Annotated in this window: 18 protein-coding genes; 13 read left to right on the top strand and 5 right to left on the bottom strand. The window is 40.9% G+C overall.

Going from position 1 to position 16,794, the window contains the following annotated elements:
• Positions 1 to 142: 142 nt before the first annotated feature.
• The 3 genes from nusB to yajC are packed head-to-tail and all read left to right on the top strand — an operon-like array spanning position 143 to position 1,909.
• Positions 143 to 1,090, top strand: coding sequence for a transcription antitermination factor NusB (gene nusB / locus ABTP35_RS01995; RefSeq protein WP_293294257.1), 948 nt, complete (start codon positions 143 to 145; stop codon positions 1,088 to 1,090).
• Between the two features lie 38 nt (positions 1,091 to 1,128).
• Entirely contained in the window at positions 1,129 to 1,605 is a 477-nt protein-coding gene (locus ABTP35_RS01990; protein ID WP_224835201.1) for a DUF1573 domain-containing protein, read from the top strand.
• A gap of 13 nt (positions 1,606 to 1,618) precedes the next feature.
• Positions 1,619 to 1,909: a preprotein translocase subunit YajC gene (yajC, locus tag ABTP35_RS01985; RefSeq protein WP_252079163.1), complete on the top strand. Its 291-nt coding sequence runs from the start codon at positions 1,619 to 1,621 to the stop codon at positions 1,907 to 1,909.
• A 157-nt stretch (positions 1,910 to 2,066) separates the two neighbouring features.
• Here the strand turns inward: yajC and ABTP35_RS01980 are convergent, their stop codons facing one another.
• Together ABTP35_RS01980 and pepT are read right to left on the bottom strand one after the other, a co-directional pair.
• Positions 2,067 to 2,657 (bottom strand): DUF1801 domain-containing protein, encoded by a 591-nt coding sequence (locus ABTP35_RS01980; RefSeq protein ID WP_293294261.1) that lies wholly within the window; start codon positions 2,655 to 2,657, stop codon positions 2,067 to 2,069.
• Positions 2,658 to 2,659: 2 nt separating this feature from the next.
• The gene (gene pepT / locus ABTP35_RS01975; protein ID WP_293294263.1) at positions 2,660 to 3,889 is read right to left on the bottom strand and encodes a peptidase T; all 1,230 of its coding nucleotides are present in this window, start codon (positions 3,887 to 3,889) and stop codon (positions 2,660 to 2,662) included.
• Between the two features lie 161 nt (positions 3,890 to 4,050).
• Between pepT and ABTP35_RS01970 the strand changes: the two genes are divergently transcribed.
• From ABTP35_RS01970 to ABTP35_RS01955, 4 genes are read left to right on the top strand one after another with little or no spacing between them, the layout of a single operon-like run.
• On the top strand, positions 4,051 to 4,413 hold the full coding sequence (locus tag ABTP35_RS01970) for a hypothetical protein (RefSeq protein ID WP_375334407.1): 363 nt from the start codon (positions 4,051 to 4,053) through the stop codon (positions 4,411 to 4,413).
• Positions 4,414 to 4,470: 57 nt separating this feature from the next.
• On the top strand, positions 4,471 to 5,511 hold the full coding sequence (locus ABTP35_RS01965) for a quinone-dependent dihydroorotate dehydrogenase (RefSeq protein WP_293294267.1): 1,041 nt from the start codon (positions 4,471 to 4,473) through the stop codon (positions 5,509 to 5,511).
• A 6-nt stretch (positions 5,512 to 5,517) separates the two neighbouring features.
• Positions 5,518 to 6,174, top strand: coding sequence for a LysE family translocator (locus tag ABTP35_RS01960; RefSeq protein ID WP_293294269.1), 657 nt, complete (start codon positions 5,518 to 5,520; stop codon positions 6,172 to 6,174).
• A gap of 21 nt (positions 6,175 to 6,195) precedes the next feature.
• Positions 6,196 to 7,059 carry a hydroxymethylglutaryl-CoA lyase gene (locus ABTP35_RS01955; protein WP_293294271.1) on the top strand — a complete coding sequence of 288 codons (864 nt, stop codon included), beginning with the start codon at positions 6,196 to 6,198 and terminating at the stop codon, positions 7,057 to 7,059.
• A gap of 51 nt (positions 7,060 to 7,110) precedes the next feature.
• On the opposite strand, the gene ABTP35_RS01950 is transcribed toward ABTP35_RS01955, so the two are convergent.
• Complete coding sequence (locus tag ABTP35_RS01950) at positions 7,111 to 9,330, bottom strand: TonB-dependent receptor domain-containing protein (RefSeq protein WP_293294273.1); 2,220 nt, start codon at positions 9,328 to 9,330, stop codon at positions 7,111 to 7,113.
• A 235-nt stretch (positions 9,331 to 9,565) separates the two neighbouring features.
• Between ABTP35_RS01950 and guaB the strand changes: the two genes are divergently transcribed.
• Positions 9,566 to 11,038, top strand: a complete 1,473-nt coding sequence (gene guaB / locus ABTP35_RS01945) for an IMP dehydrogenase (protein ID WP_293294275.1) — start codon at positions 9,566 to 9,568, stop codon at positions 11,036 to 11,038.
• Between the two features lie 21 nt (positions 11,039 to 11,059).
• On the opposite strand, the gene ABTP35_RS01940 is transcribed toward guaB, so the two are convergent.
• Both ABTP35_RS01940 and lysA read right to left on the bottom strand, forming a co-directional pair.
• Positions 11,060 to 11,575 (bottom strand): DUF255 domain-containing protein, encoded by a 516-nt coding sequence (locus tag ABTP35_RS01940; RefSeq protein ID WP_293294277.1) that lies wholly within the window; start codon positions 11,573 to 11,575, stop codon positions 11,060 to 11,062.
• Between the two features lie 98 nt (positions 11,576 to 11,673).
• Positions 11,674 to 12,912, bottom strand: coding sequence for a diaminopimelate decarboxylase (gene lysA / locus ABTP35_RS01935; RefSeq protein ID WP_293294279.1), 1,239 nt, complete (start codon positions 12,910 to 12,912; stop codon positions 11,674 to 11,676).
• 163 nt (positions 12,913 to 13,075) lie between these two features.
• On the opposite strand from lysA, the gene ABTP35_RS01930 reads away from it, so the two are divergent.
• From ABTP35_RS01930 to ABTP35_RS01910, 5 genes are all read left to right on the top strand, one after another.
• A complete protein-coding gene (locus ABTP35_RS01930; RefSeq protein ID WP_224835189.1) occupies positions 13,076 to 13,714 on the top strand; it encodes an LON peptidase substrate-binding domain-containing protein in 639 nt (212 codons plus the stop codon).
• Positions 13,715 to 13,834: 120 nt separating this feature from the next.
• Positions 13,835 to 15,028, top strand: a complete 1,194-nt coding sequence (gene sucC, locus ABTP35_RS01925; RefSeq protein ID WP_224835188.1) for an ADP-forming succinate--CoA ligase subunit beta — start codon at positions 13,835 to 13,837, stop codon at positions 15,026 to 15,028.
• Between the two features lie 349 nt (positions 15,029 to 15,377).
• Positions 15,378 to 15,713, top strand: coding sequence for a hypothetical protein (locus ABTP35_RS01920; RefSeq protein WP_252079173.1), 336 nt, complete (start codon positions 15,378 to 15,380; stop codon positions 15,711 to 15,713).
• A gap of 117 nt (positions 15,714 to 15,830) precedes the next feature.
• Positions 15,831 to 16,232, top strand: a complete 402-nt coding sequence (locus ABTP35_RS01915) for a TerB family tellurite resistance protein (RefSeq protein ID WP_252079174.1) — start codon at positions 15,831 to 15,833, stop codon at positions 16,230 to 16,232.
• A gap of 115 nt (positions 16,233 to 16,347) precedes the next feature.
• Positions 16,348 to 16,773: an Hsp20/alpha crystallin family protein gene (locus ABTP35_RS01910; protein WP_293294284.1), complete on the top strand. Its 426-nt coding sequence runs from the start codon at positions 16,348 to 16,350 to the stop codon at positions 16,771 to 16,773.
• The last annotated feature ends 21 nt before the right edge of the window (positions 16,774 to 16,794 follow it).

Here is a 16,794-nt window from a genome sequence, read left to right as displayed (position 1 = left end):
GACAATCCCGCAAAGATATACCATACCGTACAAAGTAAATGTTATAAAACTGATAAGAAAACAACTTTGGTAGGTAAGATTCAAATATAAGATTACTTTTGCCGTGTGAAAGCCGAACAATCACTTTAAAAGTTCTTTAAACATGCTCACCAGAAGGCACATTAGAGTAAAAGTAATGCAGTGCATATATGCATTGGTGCAATCCAAGGACGATTCTTTGCAAAAACAAGAAAAGTTCCTGCGCGTTAGTATAGACAATATGTACGTTCTGTATCTTTTGATTTTAAGCCTCTTGGCCGAACTTCACCGTTTGGCGGAAAAACACGTGAACCATGCATCCAAAAAATATGTGGCCACGGAAGAAGATACATACCCCGATCCCCGAAAATTTGTAAAAAACCGACTGTTGTTGCAATTGGTGAACAACGAAGCATTGAAGAGCGAACTTTCCGATCGTAAATTGGACAATTGGTATTTGAACGATGAGTATGTGAAGATCATACACAAAGCGATCGTGACCAGTGACATTTACAAGGAATACATGTTGAGCGGAGACGACAGTTATTCGGACGACCGTAAGTTGGTGATACAACTGTTCAAGGAAATTATTGCCCCTAACGAAAAAATCTACGATTATTTTGAAGATGATAAATTGACCTGGGTAGACGATTTCCCAATTGTAAATACATTTTTGGTAAAACGTTTAAAGAAGGCCAAACCAGATTCCGGCGACCGTTTCTTTTTACCGGCATTGTTAAAAGATCAACAGGATATGGACTTTGCAAACGACCTGTTGACCAAGACCTTGCTCAACGATGCCAAATGGGAAAAAGAAATCGAGGGAAAAACACCGAACTGGGACAACGACAGAATCGCGGAGATTGACTCCATCATCCTAAAAATGGCTATTTGCGAGCTGCTCAATTTTCCATCAATTCCCGAAAAAGTTACCCTGAACGAGTACTTGGAGATAGCCAAGGAGTATTCCACTCCCAAGAGCAGCATATTTATAAATGGGGTTTTGGATAAATTGGCCAAGGAATACAAAACCGATGGAAGACTGCAAAAAATAGGAAGGGGTCTACAGTAAACAATTATTCCTTAATTTTGGAAAAACAAATTTTAATCATGAAAAAAATAACAACAATTTTTAGTTTGATCATGGTGGTTGCCCTAACCAGCGTATCATGCAAGGACAAAGCATCTGAAAAAATAGTTGCTGACAATGTTGAAAGCGCCGTTAACAGAGATGAAGCAGATAAAATGGTGCCGGTAATGACTTTTGAAAAGACCGAGCACGATTTTGGTACCATAGAAAGGGGTGCGGCTCAAGAAACTGTTTTTACTTTCACTAACACGGGTAATGCCCCACTAATTATTACCGATGCCAAGAGTAGCTGCGGTTGTACAGTTCCAAATCCGCCAAAAGAACCTATTGCACCGGGAGAGACCGGTGAGCTTACTGTAAGGTTCAATGGTTCTGGTCAAAATCAGGTTACAAAGACCATTACGGTAACAGCAAATACGGCAAAAGGTTCGGAGCTATTAAGAATCAAAGCTTTTGTACAGGCGCCTGGAGCAGTTCCAGCGGGTCCTGTTAAATAATTAAAAGACCTCAATGGAAAACCTAGGACAATTTTTACCTCTGATATTGATTTTTGCAGTGGCCTATTTTTTTATGATTCGCCCACAGATCAAGCGTCAGAAGGATGAGAAAAAATTCGCTTCAGAATTGAAAAAGGGTGATAAAATTATCACTAAAAGTGGATTGCACGGCAAAATAGTGGAACTGAACGACAAGGATTTTTCCTGTGTTATCGAAACCATGGCTGGCCGTCTTAAGTTCGACCGTTCCGCCATTTCTATGGAAATGAGCCAAAAGTTGAATAAACCCGCAGAAAAAAAGTAAGCGTATTTTAAGATATATATTAAAGCGTTCCTTGGAAGTTAAAATTTCAAGGGGCGTTTTTTTTGCTTATGGATGTACTAGGACCCTTCTCCAATAATAAACTATAGGGTAAATGGTTGGCACCGAAAAAACAGAATTTAAATAACCGGGGTGTTGCTTAGCGGTATTTGTCGTTCAGCCCGACCCCGTCCTTGATCATAGGGATAATCTTTTCCAATCTTCGTAGTTTCGTTTTCTCCTGTTTGGCCTCGGCAATATATTCGCACAATTCCTTTTGTTTGTAGGGCGTAAACTTCTCAAAAGCAACCTGTAATTGTGGATTTTTGGTCAATTCGGATAGCAATAACTCGGGAATAACAACCTTTTTGGATTTTTCAGGTTTGATCTCCAAACCTTTTATTTGGTTTTCCAAGGCCTCTTTCATGTAATCCAACACGGTTTTTTTGTCCACTTCATCTAAATCGTGGAACTTCCAATGGCGCATGCCTTTGGTTTTGCCTTCCTGTGCATTTTCCAGTACATTTTTTGGGTCTTTTAAGTACGCTCCGTTAAAGAACCATACCCCAAAATAGTTCTTGAACTTGCTGATGCCGAAGACATTTTTACCCATATAAGTATACACCGGAATACTCCATTTAAAATCTTCCTCAGCGCCAGATTTTAAGGCCAATTCCCTTAATAGGGAAATACCATCCCTAAAGGGATGCTCCTTCTCATAATAACCTTTTATTTTTTCGGATTTGTCCATTCTCACTTGATTTGACTTGCTGTAAGTTCGCAAATTTTTACGATGACCTTCACCGCTTTTTCCATGCTTTCCAATGGAATGTACTCGTACTTGCCATGAAAATTATGGCCGCCAGCAAAAATATTGGGGCAGGGCAGTCCCATAAAGCTTAGTTGGGAACCGTCCGTTCCCCCTCGAATCGGTTTTATGATCGGTTCTATTTGTAGCGATTTCATGGCCTCTTCGGCGATTTCCACAATATGGAAGACAGGCTCTACTTTCTCCCTCATGTTTTTGTATTGGTCTTCTATGCTCAACTCTATGTATTCCCCATGTTTTTTGATGAGTTTGGCCTGTATATCCACTAGGAGGTCTTTTCTTGCCTGAAAATGAACTGCATCGTGATCCCGGATAATCAGCTCTATTTCTGCTTTCTCAATTTCACCCTTAATTTTATGTACATGAAAAAAACCTTCCCGACCTGTAGTGTGTTCCGGCACTTCGCTCGGTGGTAAGTGCGTTAAAAAGTCGTTGGCAATTCCAATGGCATTAATCATTTTGTTCTTGGCATATCCAGGATGCACACTCTTCCCGGTAATCAAAATTTTTGCTTTGGCCGCATTAAAGTTCTCGTATTCCAGTTCACCTACTTGACTGCCGTCCATAGTGTAGGCCCATTCGGCACCAAATTTTTCTACATCGAATTTATGGGCTCCGCGACCTATTTCTTCGTCGGGTGTAAAAGCTATCCGGATAGTGCCGTGTTTTATTTCGGGGTGTTGGATCAGGTATTCCATAGCCGTGATTATTTCAGCAATACCGGCTTTATCGTCCGCTCCAAGCAATGTGGTTCCGTCCGTGGTAATCAAAGTTTGACCTTCGTATGCTTTTAGGTCCTCAAAATAATCGGGAGATAAAACAATATTTTTTAATTTGTTCAATACAATGTCCTGCCCATCGTAATTCTCAATGATCTGTGGCTTCACATTCCTTCCGGAAAAATCGGGAGAGGTATCAAAATGTGAAATAAAACCAATGGTCGGTACTTTTTTTTCAACATTGCTCGGTAGGGTGGCCATGATGTAGGCATTCTCATCAATAGACACCTCTTGCATACCAATTTGATGGAGTTCCATCACCAGTTTTTTGGCGAGGTCCCATTGTTTTTCGGTGCTAGGGGTGGTTTTGGAGTAGGGGTCACTTTGGGTATCCGTGGTCACATATTCCAAGAATCGAGCTAATAATTTATCCATGTTCGTTGGGCATTTTCATCAAAAATAATGCTTATTCAAATGCAATTTTAGAAATCATCGGCATTAATGCCTATCTTTCAGAAACCAAATAATTGCACCCACCATTGAAATTTGTAATAGCATCTCTTTTTTTAATGTGCGGCGTTTTCAGCTTTGCCCAAATGGACTGTATTTTGGGTGTTGGAGGGCGTGATAATGAGACCATTGCCAAAGTTTTTGAGCTAACGGAAGTCCAACGTGAAAACCTGAAAAACTGGAGTGCCGAGCTAAAAGTGCGTAACGATATTTTGGAGGACAAGGCCAAGTTCTTAATAAAAAAGAACGAAGAAAGCTCTCCGGAGGTGTTGCTGGCGGTCAGCAAAAAATATGCAACGATAATGGACAGCATGCGGCAGAATATTCGAATGATGGATAAACGGCTGCTCAGTACGTTTACCGAATCCCAGTATGACAAATATGTAAAAATGTGCGATCAACTAACTTTACGCCCTATCTACATAAATAGGTCGGTCAACGAAAATTGATCGATTTGTCCAGAACTGTTTTAAGAGTTTTTATTTTTGTCCAAAATCCCATTTTGCATGTATAAATTTTTGATCCGCCCGGTACTTTTTTTGCTTGATGCTGAGGCTGCGCACCATTTTTCCTTTTTGGCAATTAAGTTATTCTCCAAACTTGGTTTTGGCGGACTTTTTAGGAGTGTTTTTGCCATGGACGATGCTAGGTTGGAGCGCGAGGTTTTTGGGGTCAAGTTTAAAAATCCGGTAGGATTGGCAGCTGGCTTTGATAAGGATGCCAAATTGTACAACGAATTCTCCGATTTTGGTTTTGGCTTTGTGGAAATTGGAACGGTAACACCAAAACCGCAGCCGGGAAATCCTAAAAAGCGCTTGTTCCGTCTGCTCGATGACAAAGCCATTATTAACCGAATGGGTTTTAATAATAATGGGGTTTTCGAAGCGGTCGAACAATTAAAGAAAAAACATCGCGTAATTGTTGGGGGAAATATTGGGAAGAACAAAGTTACCGCGAACCAAGATGCGATCAAGGATTATCTGATATGTTTTGAAGCCCTGTTCGAACATGTGGATTATTTTGTGGTCAATGTAAGTTCACCCAACACGCCCGGACTTAGAGAGCTACAGGATAAGGAGCCTTTGACCAAATTGTTGAAAAAACTAAAGAGCCACAATAGTAAACTGGCCAAAAAGTTGAATAAGAAAGAAAAGCCAATTTTATTAAAAATTGCGCCGGATTTAACGGATGACCAACTGCTGGATATTATTTCGATCGTAACGGATACACAAATAGAAGGGGTGATCGCCACCAATACGACCATAGAGAGAACGGATTTAAAATCTCACCTTATTTTAACCGAAGAAAAAGGTGGCCTGAGCGGCAAACCTTTAACGAAAAGAAGTACGGAGGTTATTCGCTTCTTGTCCGAAAAGAGCAATAAGGCTTTCCCGATTATTGGCGTGGGCGGCATCCACTCCCCGGAAGATGCAATGGAAAAATTGGAGGCGGGAGCGGATTTGATACAGTTGTACACCGGATTTATTTATGAGGGTCCTGGGCTTATCAAAAAAATAAACAAGGCCATTTTGGAAAAAATGGGCTAAAATTATATGCAAAGTCTCGTTTTGTTTCTGGAAACTGTCAATTATCCCATATTGATCGGTTTTTTGGTATCCTCAATTGCCCTTGCCCTGTCGCCGGGTCCAGATAATATTTTTGTGTTGGCACAAAGTATCAGCAACGGTACAAAAGCGGGAATGGCCACAGTTTTTGGTTTGGTGTCCGGTTGTTTGGTGCACACTACCTTGTTGGCATTTGGGGTTTCTGAAATCATAAAACGGAGTGATGCATTGTTTTTTGCCATTAAGCTGTTCGGTGCCGTGTATCTGTTGTTTCTGGCCTATAAAGTGTATCAAAGTGATGCCTCTATTATGCTCGACAAAGAAGGACAACCTGCTAAATCACCAAGGAATCTTTTTTGGACGGGATTTACCATGAATGTCCTGAATCCTAAGGTCACCATTTTCTTCTTGGCATTTTTTCCAGGTTTTTTATTCAGTGATACACTTGATACCGTGATTCAGTTTTACGCTCTTGGACTACTTTTCATGCTTTCGGCCTTATTGGTCTTTGGTACAATAGCTTTTTTGGCCGGTAGTATTTCCAATTATTTGACCAGGAATAAAAAAGCAGGGATATACCTAAAATGGGTGCAGATAATTGTGTTTATGGGTATTGCGGTTTATCTATTTCTATCGGATAAATAAGTAGTATTTTTACGGATACATATGTCAAAAGTAAAACTCATAGAATGTCCACGGGATGCCATGCAGGGAATAAAAACCTTTATTCCAACACAGGAAAAGGTAAAATATATCCAGTCCTTGTTGGGTTGTGGTTTTGATACCATTGATTTTGGAAGTTTTGTATCCCCCAAAGCTATTCCACAGATGCGGGATACTGCTGAGGTGTTGGCAAGTTTGGACCTATCACGGACACAGAGTAAGCTCCTGTCGATCGTTGCCAATGTGAGAGGGGCGCAAGATGCCTGTAAGCACGCAGCCATTGATTTTTTGGGTTTTCCATTCTCTATTTCGGAAAACTTTCAAATGCGTAATACCCACAAGACGATCGATCAGTCCGTGGAAACCCTAAAAGAGATATTGGAATTGGCCGACACCCACAATAAAGAAGTGGTCACCTATATTTCTATGGGATTCGGGAATCCTTATGGAGATCCTTGGGATGTGGATATTGTAGGGGAGTGGACGGAAAAATTAGCAGCAATGGGAGCCCGCATACTTTCGTTATCGGATACCATTGGGAGTTCCACGCCCGAAGTAATCGACTATTTGTTTTCCAACCTGATTCCAAAATTCCCGGAAATCGAATTCGGGGCCCATTTGCACACCACACCGACCAAATGGCACGAAAAAGTGGATGCGGCCTACAAAGCAGGCTGTCGTCGTTTTGATGGGGCCGTTCAAGGTTTTGGTGGTTGCCCCATGGCCAAGGACGAGCTTACCGGAAACATGCCCACGGAAAAAATGCTTTCCTATTTTACAACTGAAAAAGCCGATACGGGTGTTAACTGGATGGTCTTTGAGGCTGCTTACAATAAGGCTACGGAGTTGTTTTCCGAATATCATTAAAAAAGGCAACCCATAAGGATTGCCTTCTATTTCTTTTGAGCAAACTATTAATTAATATCTGAGCTCTATTCCTGCATAGATCCCAAATGGATGTCCAGGCCGTAGTCCGGCAGGAACTCTGGCAACTGCATATTTTTCATCCAATAGATTGATCATGTTGGCAGTAAGGGATATGTGGTCGTTGAATTTATACCGGCTTCCAAAGTCTATAATAAAATTTGAACTTACCTTCTCGTTGGCAGGTATGGGACCTGAGCCCGCCAAAGTTCGGAATGCTCCGTTGTATCTGCCACTAAGGTTTATCTCAAATTTATCGTGCTCCAATGATAAAGAGGTGTTGAACTGATGCTTGGAAATATAAGGTAGCTCATCCCCTGAAGAAACCTCTCCCCAAATGTCGTTATTGCTTCCAAAATCGTTCATGAATTCTGTATCGGTGAACGTGTATCCAAACGTGAGGGGCAATTGAAAATTTGGGTTGTTCTCCAAGATGTTGTAGTTGAGCAAAAGTTCCACACCTTGTACATTTACCTCACCGGCATTAAACTGATCTAGTGAACCAGTTCCGCCCGTGGCGGCCAGATCACTTCCCAAAAGGTTACTGTAATCGTTATAGAAACCAACAATTTCTCCAGAAATCCCTAAGAATGAGAATCGGGTTCCCAGCTCATAATTTACGCTCTCTTCCGGGTCTTCACCGGGTTGGTTGCTTGGAGGGGAAAATCCTTTGTGGATACCACCAAAAACGGATAGGTCATTAAAGTTATAGTTGAAACCAATACCGGGAATAAATACATCAACATTGTTGCGTCTTTCAGAAATATCGGAGCCGGCACGTTGTACATCGTCTGTACCGTAATTCAATCTTTCCAATGAAATGTTCTCGTAACGAAGACCAGGGGTCAAGGTCAAGTTGTTTATTTTTAGCTTGTACATGGCGTATGATGCGAAAGCCTTGGCACTGCTGATGCGGTTGGCATTGGTTCCGGGAATACCGGCATTTACCAATTCCATGTTTCCGTTTACCATGGCGTAATCGTCTATCCATTGAAAACGATCTTCTTCGTCGTAATGGTAGCGCAATCCAATTTCCAGATCATGGTAGGTGTTTGCTCCGCTCCAGTGATAGTCCAATTTGGTTTGAACACCGGTGGATAAATAATCACGGTTGTTGTTTCTGGAGTTAAGGAAATCGTTCGCACCGCTGTTTGATGAACCTTTAACCAGGTCGAGGTAGGGTTCGTAGGTATTGGGGTCGTTAAAAATAGTACCGATACCTTCCCGTTCACCATTAATGGTAACGTAATCTACCTTATACCAGTTTCTGCTAAAATCGTTGTAATAACCGGTTGTGGTAATCCTAAATTGATTATTGAACTTTAAAGCGTATGTTCCCATTACCTGAAAATGTTCCGCATTCATTTCATCATTTTGGGAGCCAGCATAACGGTCGAAAGGATTGGCGTTAAAATCTTCTTGAGTAAGTCCTAGGTAAGTCTCATGGGAAGTTTCATCAGAGTATTGAAATTTGAGCTCAAACTCTTGTCCAAGCTTAGCTTCTGCATTGGTATTGAGCCTAACCTTGGCAACTAGATCATTCTTGTCAAACCCTGTATTATCATCATTCCGAAGGTTTTTAAATCCATTTGAATTGTAGTTGAGGTATTCAACAGAGTACCCAAAATTTTTGTAACTATCACCAAGTTGAGCATGTACTCTACCAGTATCAAAGCTTCCGTAGCTACTGTTCAGAAAAATTCCGAAGTTATCGGGAATTTCTGTAGAGATCATATTTATGGCACCTCCAGTGGTGTAGGGTCCAAATTGAACCTGACTGCTTCCCTTCAAAATTTCAACGGCCTGCATCCTTGCAATGGTGGGGAAATAATAGGCAGAGGGTGCGCTGTAGGGTGCCGGAGCTATAAGGACACCATCTTCCATTAAGGTTATTTTAGAGCTTCGTTCGGGAGAAGTTCCTCTTAAACTGATGTTGGGACGTAGCCCAAAGCCATCTTCTTCATAAATATTTACGCCGGGAACTGCACGCAGTACTCGGTTTACATCGGTATAATTAAACTTTTTGATTTCCGCGGGAGAAACGTAGTATGATGAACCCGTTCTGTTTTTTGCGACAAATTTGCTCCCAAAAATAACTTTGGCGGATAGCACCACTTCGTTCAATTCTATTAGTGTGGAATCACTGTTGGATGCCTGTTGCCCGGAAACAAGCAGGATACAAAAAAATGCGATGATTGTAGTTAGTCGATACATTGTGTTAATTAAGACTGAGTTTAAATAAAAAAATCGGCGCAAAATTACTACTAACTTTAGGTAAAGCAAAGCTTATTTGGAATAAATAAATTTAACGACAGAGCATTTAACATTTTTGGGTAGTCTACCAAAATATTGCAAGACCAAATCAACAATGTAAAAACATAAAGTGTTAAGTAGGTTCGACGTTGTTTAAAATAGTGGTATATTTGCACGCAATTAATCCGTAATTGCAATGGAAGCTCACCAAAACAAAATTGTTGGGGAAGGACTTACTTATGATGACGTTCTTCTTGTACCTGCTTACTCCGAAGTACTTCCTAGAGAAGTCAACATCCAATCAAAGTTCACAAAAAACATCACTATAAATGTGCCCATTGTCTCTGCGGCCATGGATACAGTGACCGAATCCCGTATGGCGATTGCCATGGCAAGGGAGGGTGGTATTGGCGTTCTTCACAAAAACATGACCATAGAAGACCAGGCGCTAAAGGTCAGAAAAGTGAAACGTGCGGAAAGTGGAATGATCATGGATCCAGTTACACTTCCGTTGGATTCAACTGTACGAGACGCTAAAGCCAGCATGAAAGAGCATAGTATTGGTGGTATTCCCATTGTTGACGCAGAAAAAAAATTGATCGGTATCGTAACCAATCGTGATCTCCGATTCGAAAAGAACGATGGTCGCCCTATTTCAGAGGTAATGACCTCTGAAAATTTGGTGACCGTGGGAGAGGGCACCTCTTTACAACAGGCCGAAGTAATTCTTCAGGAAAACAAGATCGAAAAACTTCCTGTGGTCAATCAAAAGGAGGAACTGGTCGGTCTGATTACTTTTAGGGACATTACCAAACTTACCCAAAAACCCATTGCGAACAAGGACCAATATGGGCGTTTACGCGTAGCCGCTGCCATTGGAGTAACGGGAGATGCTGTTGATCGTGCCGGTGCATTGGTAAAAGCCGGGGTCGATGCCATTATTATAGATACGGCACATGGGCATACCAAAGGTGTGGTGGGTATACTTAAGGAAGTCAAAAAATCCTTTCCCGAATTGGATGTCGTGGTAGGTAATATTGCTACGGCCGAAGCTGCAAGATATTTGGTGGAAGCGGGTGCGGATGCTGTTAAGGTAGGTATTGGACCAGGATCTATCTGTACCACACGCGTGGTGGCAGGTGTCGGTTTTCCACAGTTTTCAGCAGTTTTAGAGGTTGCCGCTGCACTAAAAGGAACCGGGGTTCCGGTAATTGCCGATGGTGGAATTCGGTATACCGGAGACATTCCCAAGGCTATAGCAGCTGGAGCAGATACTGTAATGTTGGGTTCGTTGTTGGCAGGAACAAAAGAATCGCCTGGCGAGACGATAATTTACGAGGGACGTAAATTTAAATCTTACCGTGGCATGGGCTCTGTTGAGGCAATGAAGCAAGGTAGCAAGGACCGATACTTTCAAGATGTTGAGGACGATATTAAGAAACTGGTTCCCGAAGGAATTGTAGGTCGCGTACCTTACAAAGGTGAGTTAATGGAAAGTATGCACCAATTTATTGGTGGTCTGCGCGCTGGAATGGGGTATTGTGGCGCAAAAGATATCGAAACTTTAAAAGAGAGTGGTCGATTTGTAAAAATTACTTCGAGCGGCATTCACGAAAGTCATCCGCACGATGTGACCATTACCAAAGAAAGTCCAAATTATAGTAGATAAATATTGAAACACTGGGGGCAATTACTTCCCAGCGTAGCTTTTCCAGTCTTGATCTTTATAGATGTTCTCGCCAAAATACTTGGCGATCTGCATAAAAGGTTCCACTTGTTGATAACCGGGCACGGGTGAAAGCATATTTAGTTTTTCGTCCAAGAAAACTACAGTAGGGTAGCTCATGCGCCCTTGCAACAGCGCCGCTGCCAACTCGTGATAGCCTCTTCTGCCCGAAGGTATGTACTTAAAGGTTTTTCCCTGATATTCAATAGGGTCTTTGCCTTCAGCATCCATTTTTACCATATAGAAATTATCCTGCATATATTTGGAAACCTCAGGGTTTTGAAATGTATTCTTGTCCATTTTCTTGCACCATCCACACCAATCGGTATACACATCCACAAAGATTTTTTTAGGGCTTGCATCCGTTTTGGATAACTGGACGGCTTCGTCCCAAGAAATCCAATTGATTTCTTGAGCCTGGGCATTAAAGCCTATCAATACTATAATAAGTAAACTGATTTGGGTAAAAATTGAGCGCATAGTCGTTATTTTTGACGTAATTGTCGTCTTATCTCTACAAAACTAACGAAAATTATGCCAAAAAAGTATTGATTTTAACAGCTTGATAGGGCTTATTTCTATTTTACCGGTTGTTCTTGCGGAACATTAAAAACATCCTTGATGTCCACTTGGTTGCGCAGGATATCATCAAAAGTTTCTCTTTTTCGTATTAAATGTGCCTTGCCTTGGTACCAAAGTACTTCAGCGGGGCGGTATCTGGAGTTGTAGTTGCTTGCCATGGTAAAGCAATACGCACCGGCATTTCTAAAGCAAAGTATATCGCCCTCCGAGATTTCGTTGATCCTACGGTTACTCCCAAAAGTATCCGTTTCACAAATGTAACCTACCACAGAATAGTAGCGTTCCCTGCCTTTTGGATTGGATATGTTGATTATTTCGTGATTAGATCCATATAACATTGGACGAATCAAGTGATTGAAACCAGAATCGACACTTGCAAAAACGGTTGAAGTGGTTTGCTTCACTACATTCACTTTGGCCAAGAAATAGCCGGCTTCGCTTACCAAAAATTTTCCTGGTTCAAAGGCAAGTGTTAGTTCGCGGCCATAATCCTTGCAAAATGTATTGAACTTTTTGGTCAGTTTTTTGCCCAACTCATCAACGTTGGTCTCAATGTCCCCTGCTTTATATGGCACTTTAAATCCACTGCCAAAATCGATAAACTCTAGATCTTTGAAATTTTTAGCCGTTTCGAACAAAATTTCAGAGGCATAGAGGAACACATCAATATCCAAAATATCGCTTCCCGTGTGCATGTGTATGCCATTGATGTTCATGTTGGTAACCTCCACAATACGCAATAGATGGGGTATTTGGTGGATGCTGATGCCAAATTTTGAATCGATATGGCCAACAGAAATCTTGGAATTTCCTCCAGCCATTACGTGCGGATTTATTCGGATACATACAGGAATGTCCGGATGCTTGCTGCCGAATTGCTCCAAAATGGAGAGGTTGTCTATATTGATTTGAACGCCAAGGGCGGCCGCTTCCTCTATTTCCTCCAGGGAAACCCCGTTTGGCGTAAAAATGATGGACTCTGGTTTAAAGCCTGCCAAAAGGCCTAAATTGACCTCTTGTATGGATACGGTGTCCAAACCGCTACCCAAACTATTTAATAATCTAAGGACGCTTATATTGGAAAGGGCTTTCGCAGCATAGTTCAACTTAAGCTTTGGCACTCCTTTAAAAGCGTTGGTCAGCTTTTTATATTGCGATGTGATTTTATCGGCATCGTACACGTATAATGGTGCACCAAATTGTTCGGTAAGTTGAAGTAATTCCTTAGAGTTCATGTTAATTACATATTTTGAACAAAACTAGGTTTTGTAGGTGGGTTACGCAAAAAAGAAATTTCAAAATATAAATATATAACAAAATGTTTTAAATAAAACATCAAAACTTAAATAAGGTTGTTCTTTTGGATTCTGATCTGTATTTTTAGAGGAAATTGGAATTATGAAGCTACCCTTATTTCCACTACAATCCGTTTTTTTTCCTGGAGAAACAGTGCCACTTCACATTTTTGAGGATCGTTATAAGCAATTGATCAACGATTGTAGGAATGAGGCGCTCACTTTTGGTATCCCGGTCTATATCAACAATGCCATCAACTATGGAACTGAAGTGCAATTGGTGGAAGTTGTAAATACCTATGAATCCGGTGAAATGGACGTGGTATGTGTGGCGCGTCAGGTTTTTAAAGTGTTGAGTTTTGAAAAACAATTGGAAGGAAAGCTATACGCTGGAGGCGAAGTGGAGTTTTTGGAAACGGAAAATGACGCAAATGATCGTCTAAGGGAGGAAGTGATTCAAAAGGTTGAGGCGCTCTACGATATTATGGACGTTCCCTTTACCAAAACATCGCCCAAACAATTCAACAGCTACTCCCTAGCCCATAAAATGGGGCTTTCTTTTGAGCAAGAATATGAGTTATTGCTTATTAAGAAGGAAACCGATCGATTAAACTTTATAAAAACACATTTGGAGGCTGCGACCAGTATACTTACCGAAGTGAACCGTGCCAAAGAGGTTATCGAGATGAACGGGCACTTCAAAAACTTTGATCCGCTCGATTTTCAAGATTTTACATTGTAGCCATCCGTGGAATCAATAAAAAGCCCATAATTTATACTTGGGTATCAATTATTCATTTAACAACTTCAATTTGTCAGCGTTGTTTTCTATTTTTGTCAGCAAACAAAAGTAAATTCACAGATGAATCTTCACGAATATCAAGGAAAAGAGATTTTAGCCAGTTTTGGTGTTAGGATCCAAAGAGGGATAGTTGCTCACAACGCCAAGGAAGCGGTAGATGCCGCAAAACAACTTACACAGGAAACCGGAACCGGATGGCACGTTATCAAAGCACAGGTTCATGCAGGTGGCCGTGGAAAGGGCGGAGGAGTTAAACTGGCCAAAAACTTGAAAGAAGTAGAAGAATTGGCAGGTAGTATTATCGGGATGAACCTGGTTACCCCGCAAACATCGGCAGAAGGGAAAAAAGTACATCAGGTTTTGGTAGCTGAGGATGTGTATTATCCGGGCGATAGTGAGACCAGCGAGTTTTATATGTCCGTTCTTTTAAATAGAGGTACGGGTAGAAACATGATCATGTATTCCACTGAAGGTGGGATGGATATAGAAGAAGTGGCGGAAAAAACGCCGCACCTTATTTTTACCGAAGAAGTTGATCCTGGTTTGGGCCTGTTGCCGTTCCAGGCGAGAAGAATTGCCTTTAACCTTGGCCTGTCCGGTACTGCGTTCAAAGAAATGGTAAAGTTCGTGATGTCGCTCTATAAGGCATATGTGGAAAGTGATTCCAGTCTTTTTGAGATCAATCCGGTTTTGAAAACATCGGACGATAAGATTATGGCGGTAGATGCCAAAGTTACCATAGACGATAATGCGCTGTACAGAAGAAAGGCTTACGCAGAGATGCGTGATCTGCGCGAAGAGAATCCGATCGAAGTAGAAGCTCGTGAAGTAGGTTTGAATTATGTGGATTTGGATGGTAATGTAGGCTGTATGGTAAATGGGGCCGGTTTGGCCATGGCCACTATGGATTTGATCAAAATGGCCGGAGGAGAACCGGCGAACTTTTTGGATGTAGGCGGAACCGCCGATGCCAAAAGGGTGGAAGAAGCTTTCCGTATTATCCTGAAGGATCCTAACGTAAAAGCTATCCTGATCAATATTTTTGGTGGTATTGTTCGTTGTGACCGTGTTGCCCAAGGTGTGGTTGATGCGTACAAGAATATGGGTGATGCCATTCAAGTGCCGATTATTGTAAGATTGCAAGGGACCAATGCAGAGTTGGCCAAAGAAATTATAGACAACTCAGGGTTGGCCGTGCATTCCGCGGTACAGTTTAAAGAAGCGGCAGATAAGGTCGAGGAGGTTTTGAGCTAGTCTTGACCATTTAAAAATATCGAAAAAAGGGCAATGTTTTGTTAACATTGCCCTTTTTGTTTTTTGTAGTGGATATCCGATGCATCAGTGTCGTTTTTTGCTCGAAATTCTTATCTCATTAATTATGAGCCTGTTTTGATTTAGAACGATTTTTTAAAGTTCATTTTTGGGTTTATAAAGAGTATTTGCCCAACGTTAAGGACATTAAACATTTGTTAAATCGACAAAAAGTGTAACAATTTACTTTTTAAATCGTCTTATTTTTGTGGTGTCTTAAAAAAAGGACCTTAATCGGGACTTGTTTTTAGCAAATCATTAATCATTCAATTTTAATCAAAAAACAAAAATCATGAAAAAATTAAGAACTGTTTCAGTAGCGTTGGCACTTATGGCAACCATGAGCGCATTTGCAACAAAAGGAAAAAAAGCGACCAAGGAGAACAATCTTTCCGGTCAGATTTATGAAATGTTGAAGGATAATCAATTCAACGCAGATCATAAGGATTTGACTGCCGAGGTTCGTTTTATTGTAACAGAAAAAGGCGAATTGTTGGTTCTCTCTGTTGAAACCAAAAACGATGTTTTGGAGGGCTTTGTTAAGAGTCGTTTAAATTACCAAAAGGTGGAATTAACAAATGTTGCTCCCGGAAGAGTATATGAGCTTCCAGTAAAAATTACCGCGTAATACACGGGAATTGTTTGAGTTAGTTAGAAAAAAGCCCTGAATTTCAGGGCTTTTTTGTACTAAAAAGTATGGTTTTGAAGTTATCTACAGTAGGATCGATAACCAAAACCAAGCTTTATGGGTACTCACAAAGAAAAATTGAGCATTCTTTCGCAAATGATAGCCTTTGCCAGGGTAGATCATTCGATAAAGCAGTCAGAGTACGATTTTTTGCTTCAGGTAGCACATACCCTTGGCATTGGTAAAGATATCTTCGAAGGGCTTCTTAAGGAAAAATCCCCTAAGGTCCGCTTAAAGACCCAAGCAGAGCGCATAGTACAATTCCATAGACTTATCCTTCTTATGAATATCGACAAGGAACAACATAGGAAGGAAATAGACAAACTCTATAATATCGGACTAAAAATGGGGCTCCCGCCGGCGGCTATCAGTCAGGTTTTGGAGGTTATGCACCGTTATCCGGACAATATTGTACCGCCCGATGTGCTGATCAATATCTTTAAGGCATATTACAATTAATGTCAAAATGGCATTTTTTTCATTTTTAAACACGTCAAAATGACATAGATTTTGTGTTGGTACAGGTTTTGCTTTTTACTGGTTGATTTAGATGTTTAACTAAAATTGAATCGCCATGAGTATAGTAAAAAGAAATAACCTGTTTTTTCCATCATTGATGAATGATTTTATGGGTCCTGATTGGTTCGGTGGAACAGAGAAGTGGAATACTTCCGTGCCCGCAGTAAATATAAAGGACAATACAGAAGGTTTTGAATTGGAACTTGCTGTTCCTGGTATGAAAAAAGAAGACTTTACCGTAGAAATCGATAACGATGTACTTAGCATTGCCAGTGAAGTAAAAACTGAAAATGAAGAAAATAAGGACAACTACACAAGAAAGGAGTTCTCGTTCACATCGTTCAAAAGGGCATTTACATTGCCGGAAACCGTAGATGGATCTAAAATAGATGCGAAGTACGAAGATGGGATACTAAAACTGATGTTGCCCAAAAAGCAAGAGGCATTGCCAAAACCCAAAAGACTGATTGAAATAGGATAAGGCACTAGAACACCAACTAAA

This window comes from Flagellimonas alginilytica (assembly GCF_042134605.1).
Classification (GTDB): Bacteria; Bacteroidota; Bacteroidia; order Flavobacteriales; family Flavobacteriaceae; genus Flagellimonas; species Flagellimonas alginolytica.
This window is presented reverse-complemented; position numbering and strand designations above follow the sequence as displayed.

Coding starts and splice junctions, on each gene's coding strand:
- ABTP35_RS01960 (WP_293294269.1), top strand. CDS start 5,518: ATGCAAAGTCTCGTTTTGTTTCTGGAAACTGTCAATTATCCCATATTG.
- sucC (WP_224835188.1), top strand. CDS start 13,835: ATGAATCTTCACGAATATCAAGGAAAAGAGATTTTAGCCAGTTTTGGT.
- yajC (WP_252079163.1), top strand. CDS start 1,619: ATGGAAAACCTAGGACAATTTTTACCTCTGATATTGATTTTTGCAGTG.
- ABTP35_RS01920 (WP_252079173.1), top strand. CDS start 15,378: ATGAAAAAATTAAGAACTGTTTCAGTAGCGTTGGCACTTATGGCAACC.
- ABTP35_RS01950 (WP_293294273.1), bottom strand. CDS start 9,330: ATGTATCGACTAACTACAATCATCGCATTTTTTTGTATCCTGCTTGTT.
- ABTP35_RS01915 (WP_252079174.1), top strand. CDS start 15,831: ATGGGTACTCACAAAGAAAAATTGAGCATTCTTTCGCAAATGATAGCC.
- guaB (WP_293294275.1), top strand. CDS start 9,566: ATGGAAGCTCACCAAAACAAAATTGTTGGGGAAGGACTTACTTATGAT.
- ABTP35_RS01910 (WP_293294284.1), top strand. CDS start 16,348: ATGAGTATAGTAAAAAGAAATAACCTGTTTTTTCCATCATTGATGAAT.
- ABTP35_RS01970 (WP_375334407.1), top strand. CDS start 4,051: ATGGACTGTATTTTGGGTGTTGGAGGGCGTGATAATGAGACCATTGCC.
- ABTP35_RS01965 (WP_293294267.1), top strand. CDS start 4,471: ATGTATAAATTTTTGATCCGCCCGGTACTTTTTTTGCTTGATGCTGAG.
- ABTP35_RS01940 (WP_293294277.1), bottom strand. CDS start 11,575: ATGCGCTCAATTTTTACCCAAATCAGTTTACTTATTATAGTATTGATA.
- ABTP35_RS01930 (WP_224835189.1), top strand. CDS start 13,076: ATGAAGCTACCCTTATTTCCACTACAATCCGTTTTTTTTCCTGGAGAA.
- ABTP35_RS01980 (WP_293294261.1), bottom strand. CDS start 2,657: ATGGACAAATCCGAAAAAATAAAAGGTTATTATGAGAAGGAGCATCCC.
- pepT (WP_293294263.1), bottom strand. CDS start 3,889: ATGGATAAATTATTAGCTCGATTCTTGGAATATGTGACCACGGATACC.
- lysA (WP_293294279.1), bottom strand. CDS start 12,912: ATGAACTCTAAGGAATTACTTCAACTTACCGAACAATTTGGTGCACCA.
- ABTP35_RS01955 (WP_293294271.1), top strand. CDS start 6,196: ATGTCAAAAGTAAAACTCATAGAATGTCCACGGGATGCCATGCAGGGA.
- ABTP35_RS01990 (WP_224835201.1), top strand. CDS start 1,129: ATGAAAAAAATAACAACAATTTTTAGTTTGATCATGGTGGTTGCCCTA.
- nusB (WP_293294257.1), top strand. CDS start 143: ATGCTCACCAGAAGGCACATTAGAGTAAAAGTAATGCAGTGCATATAT.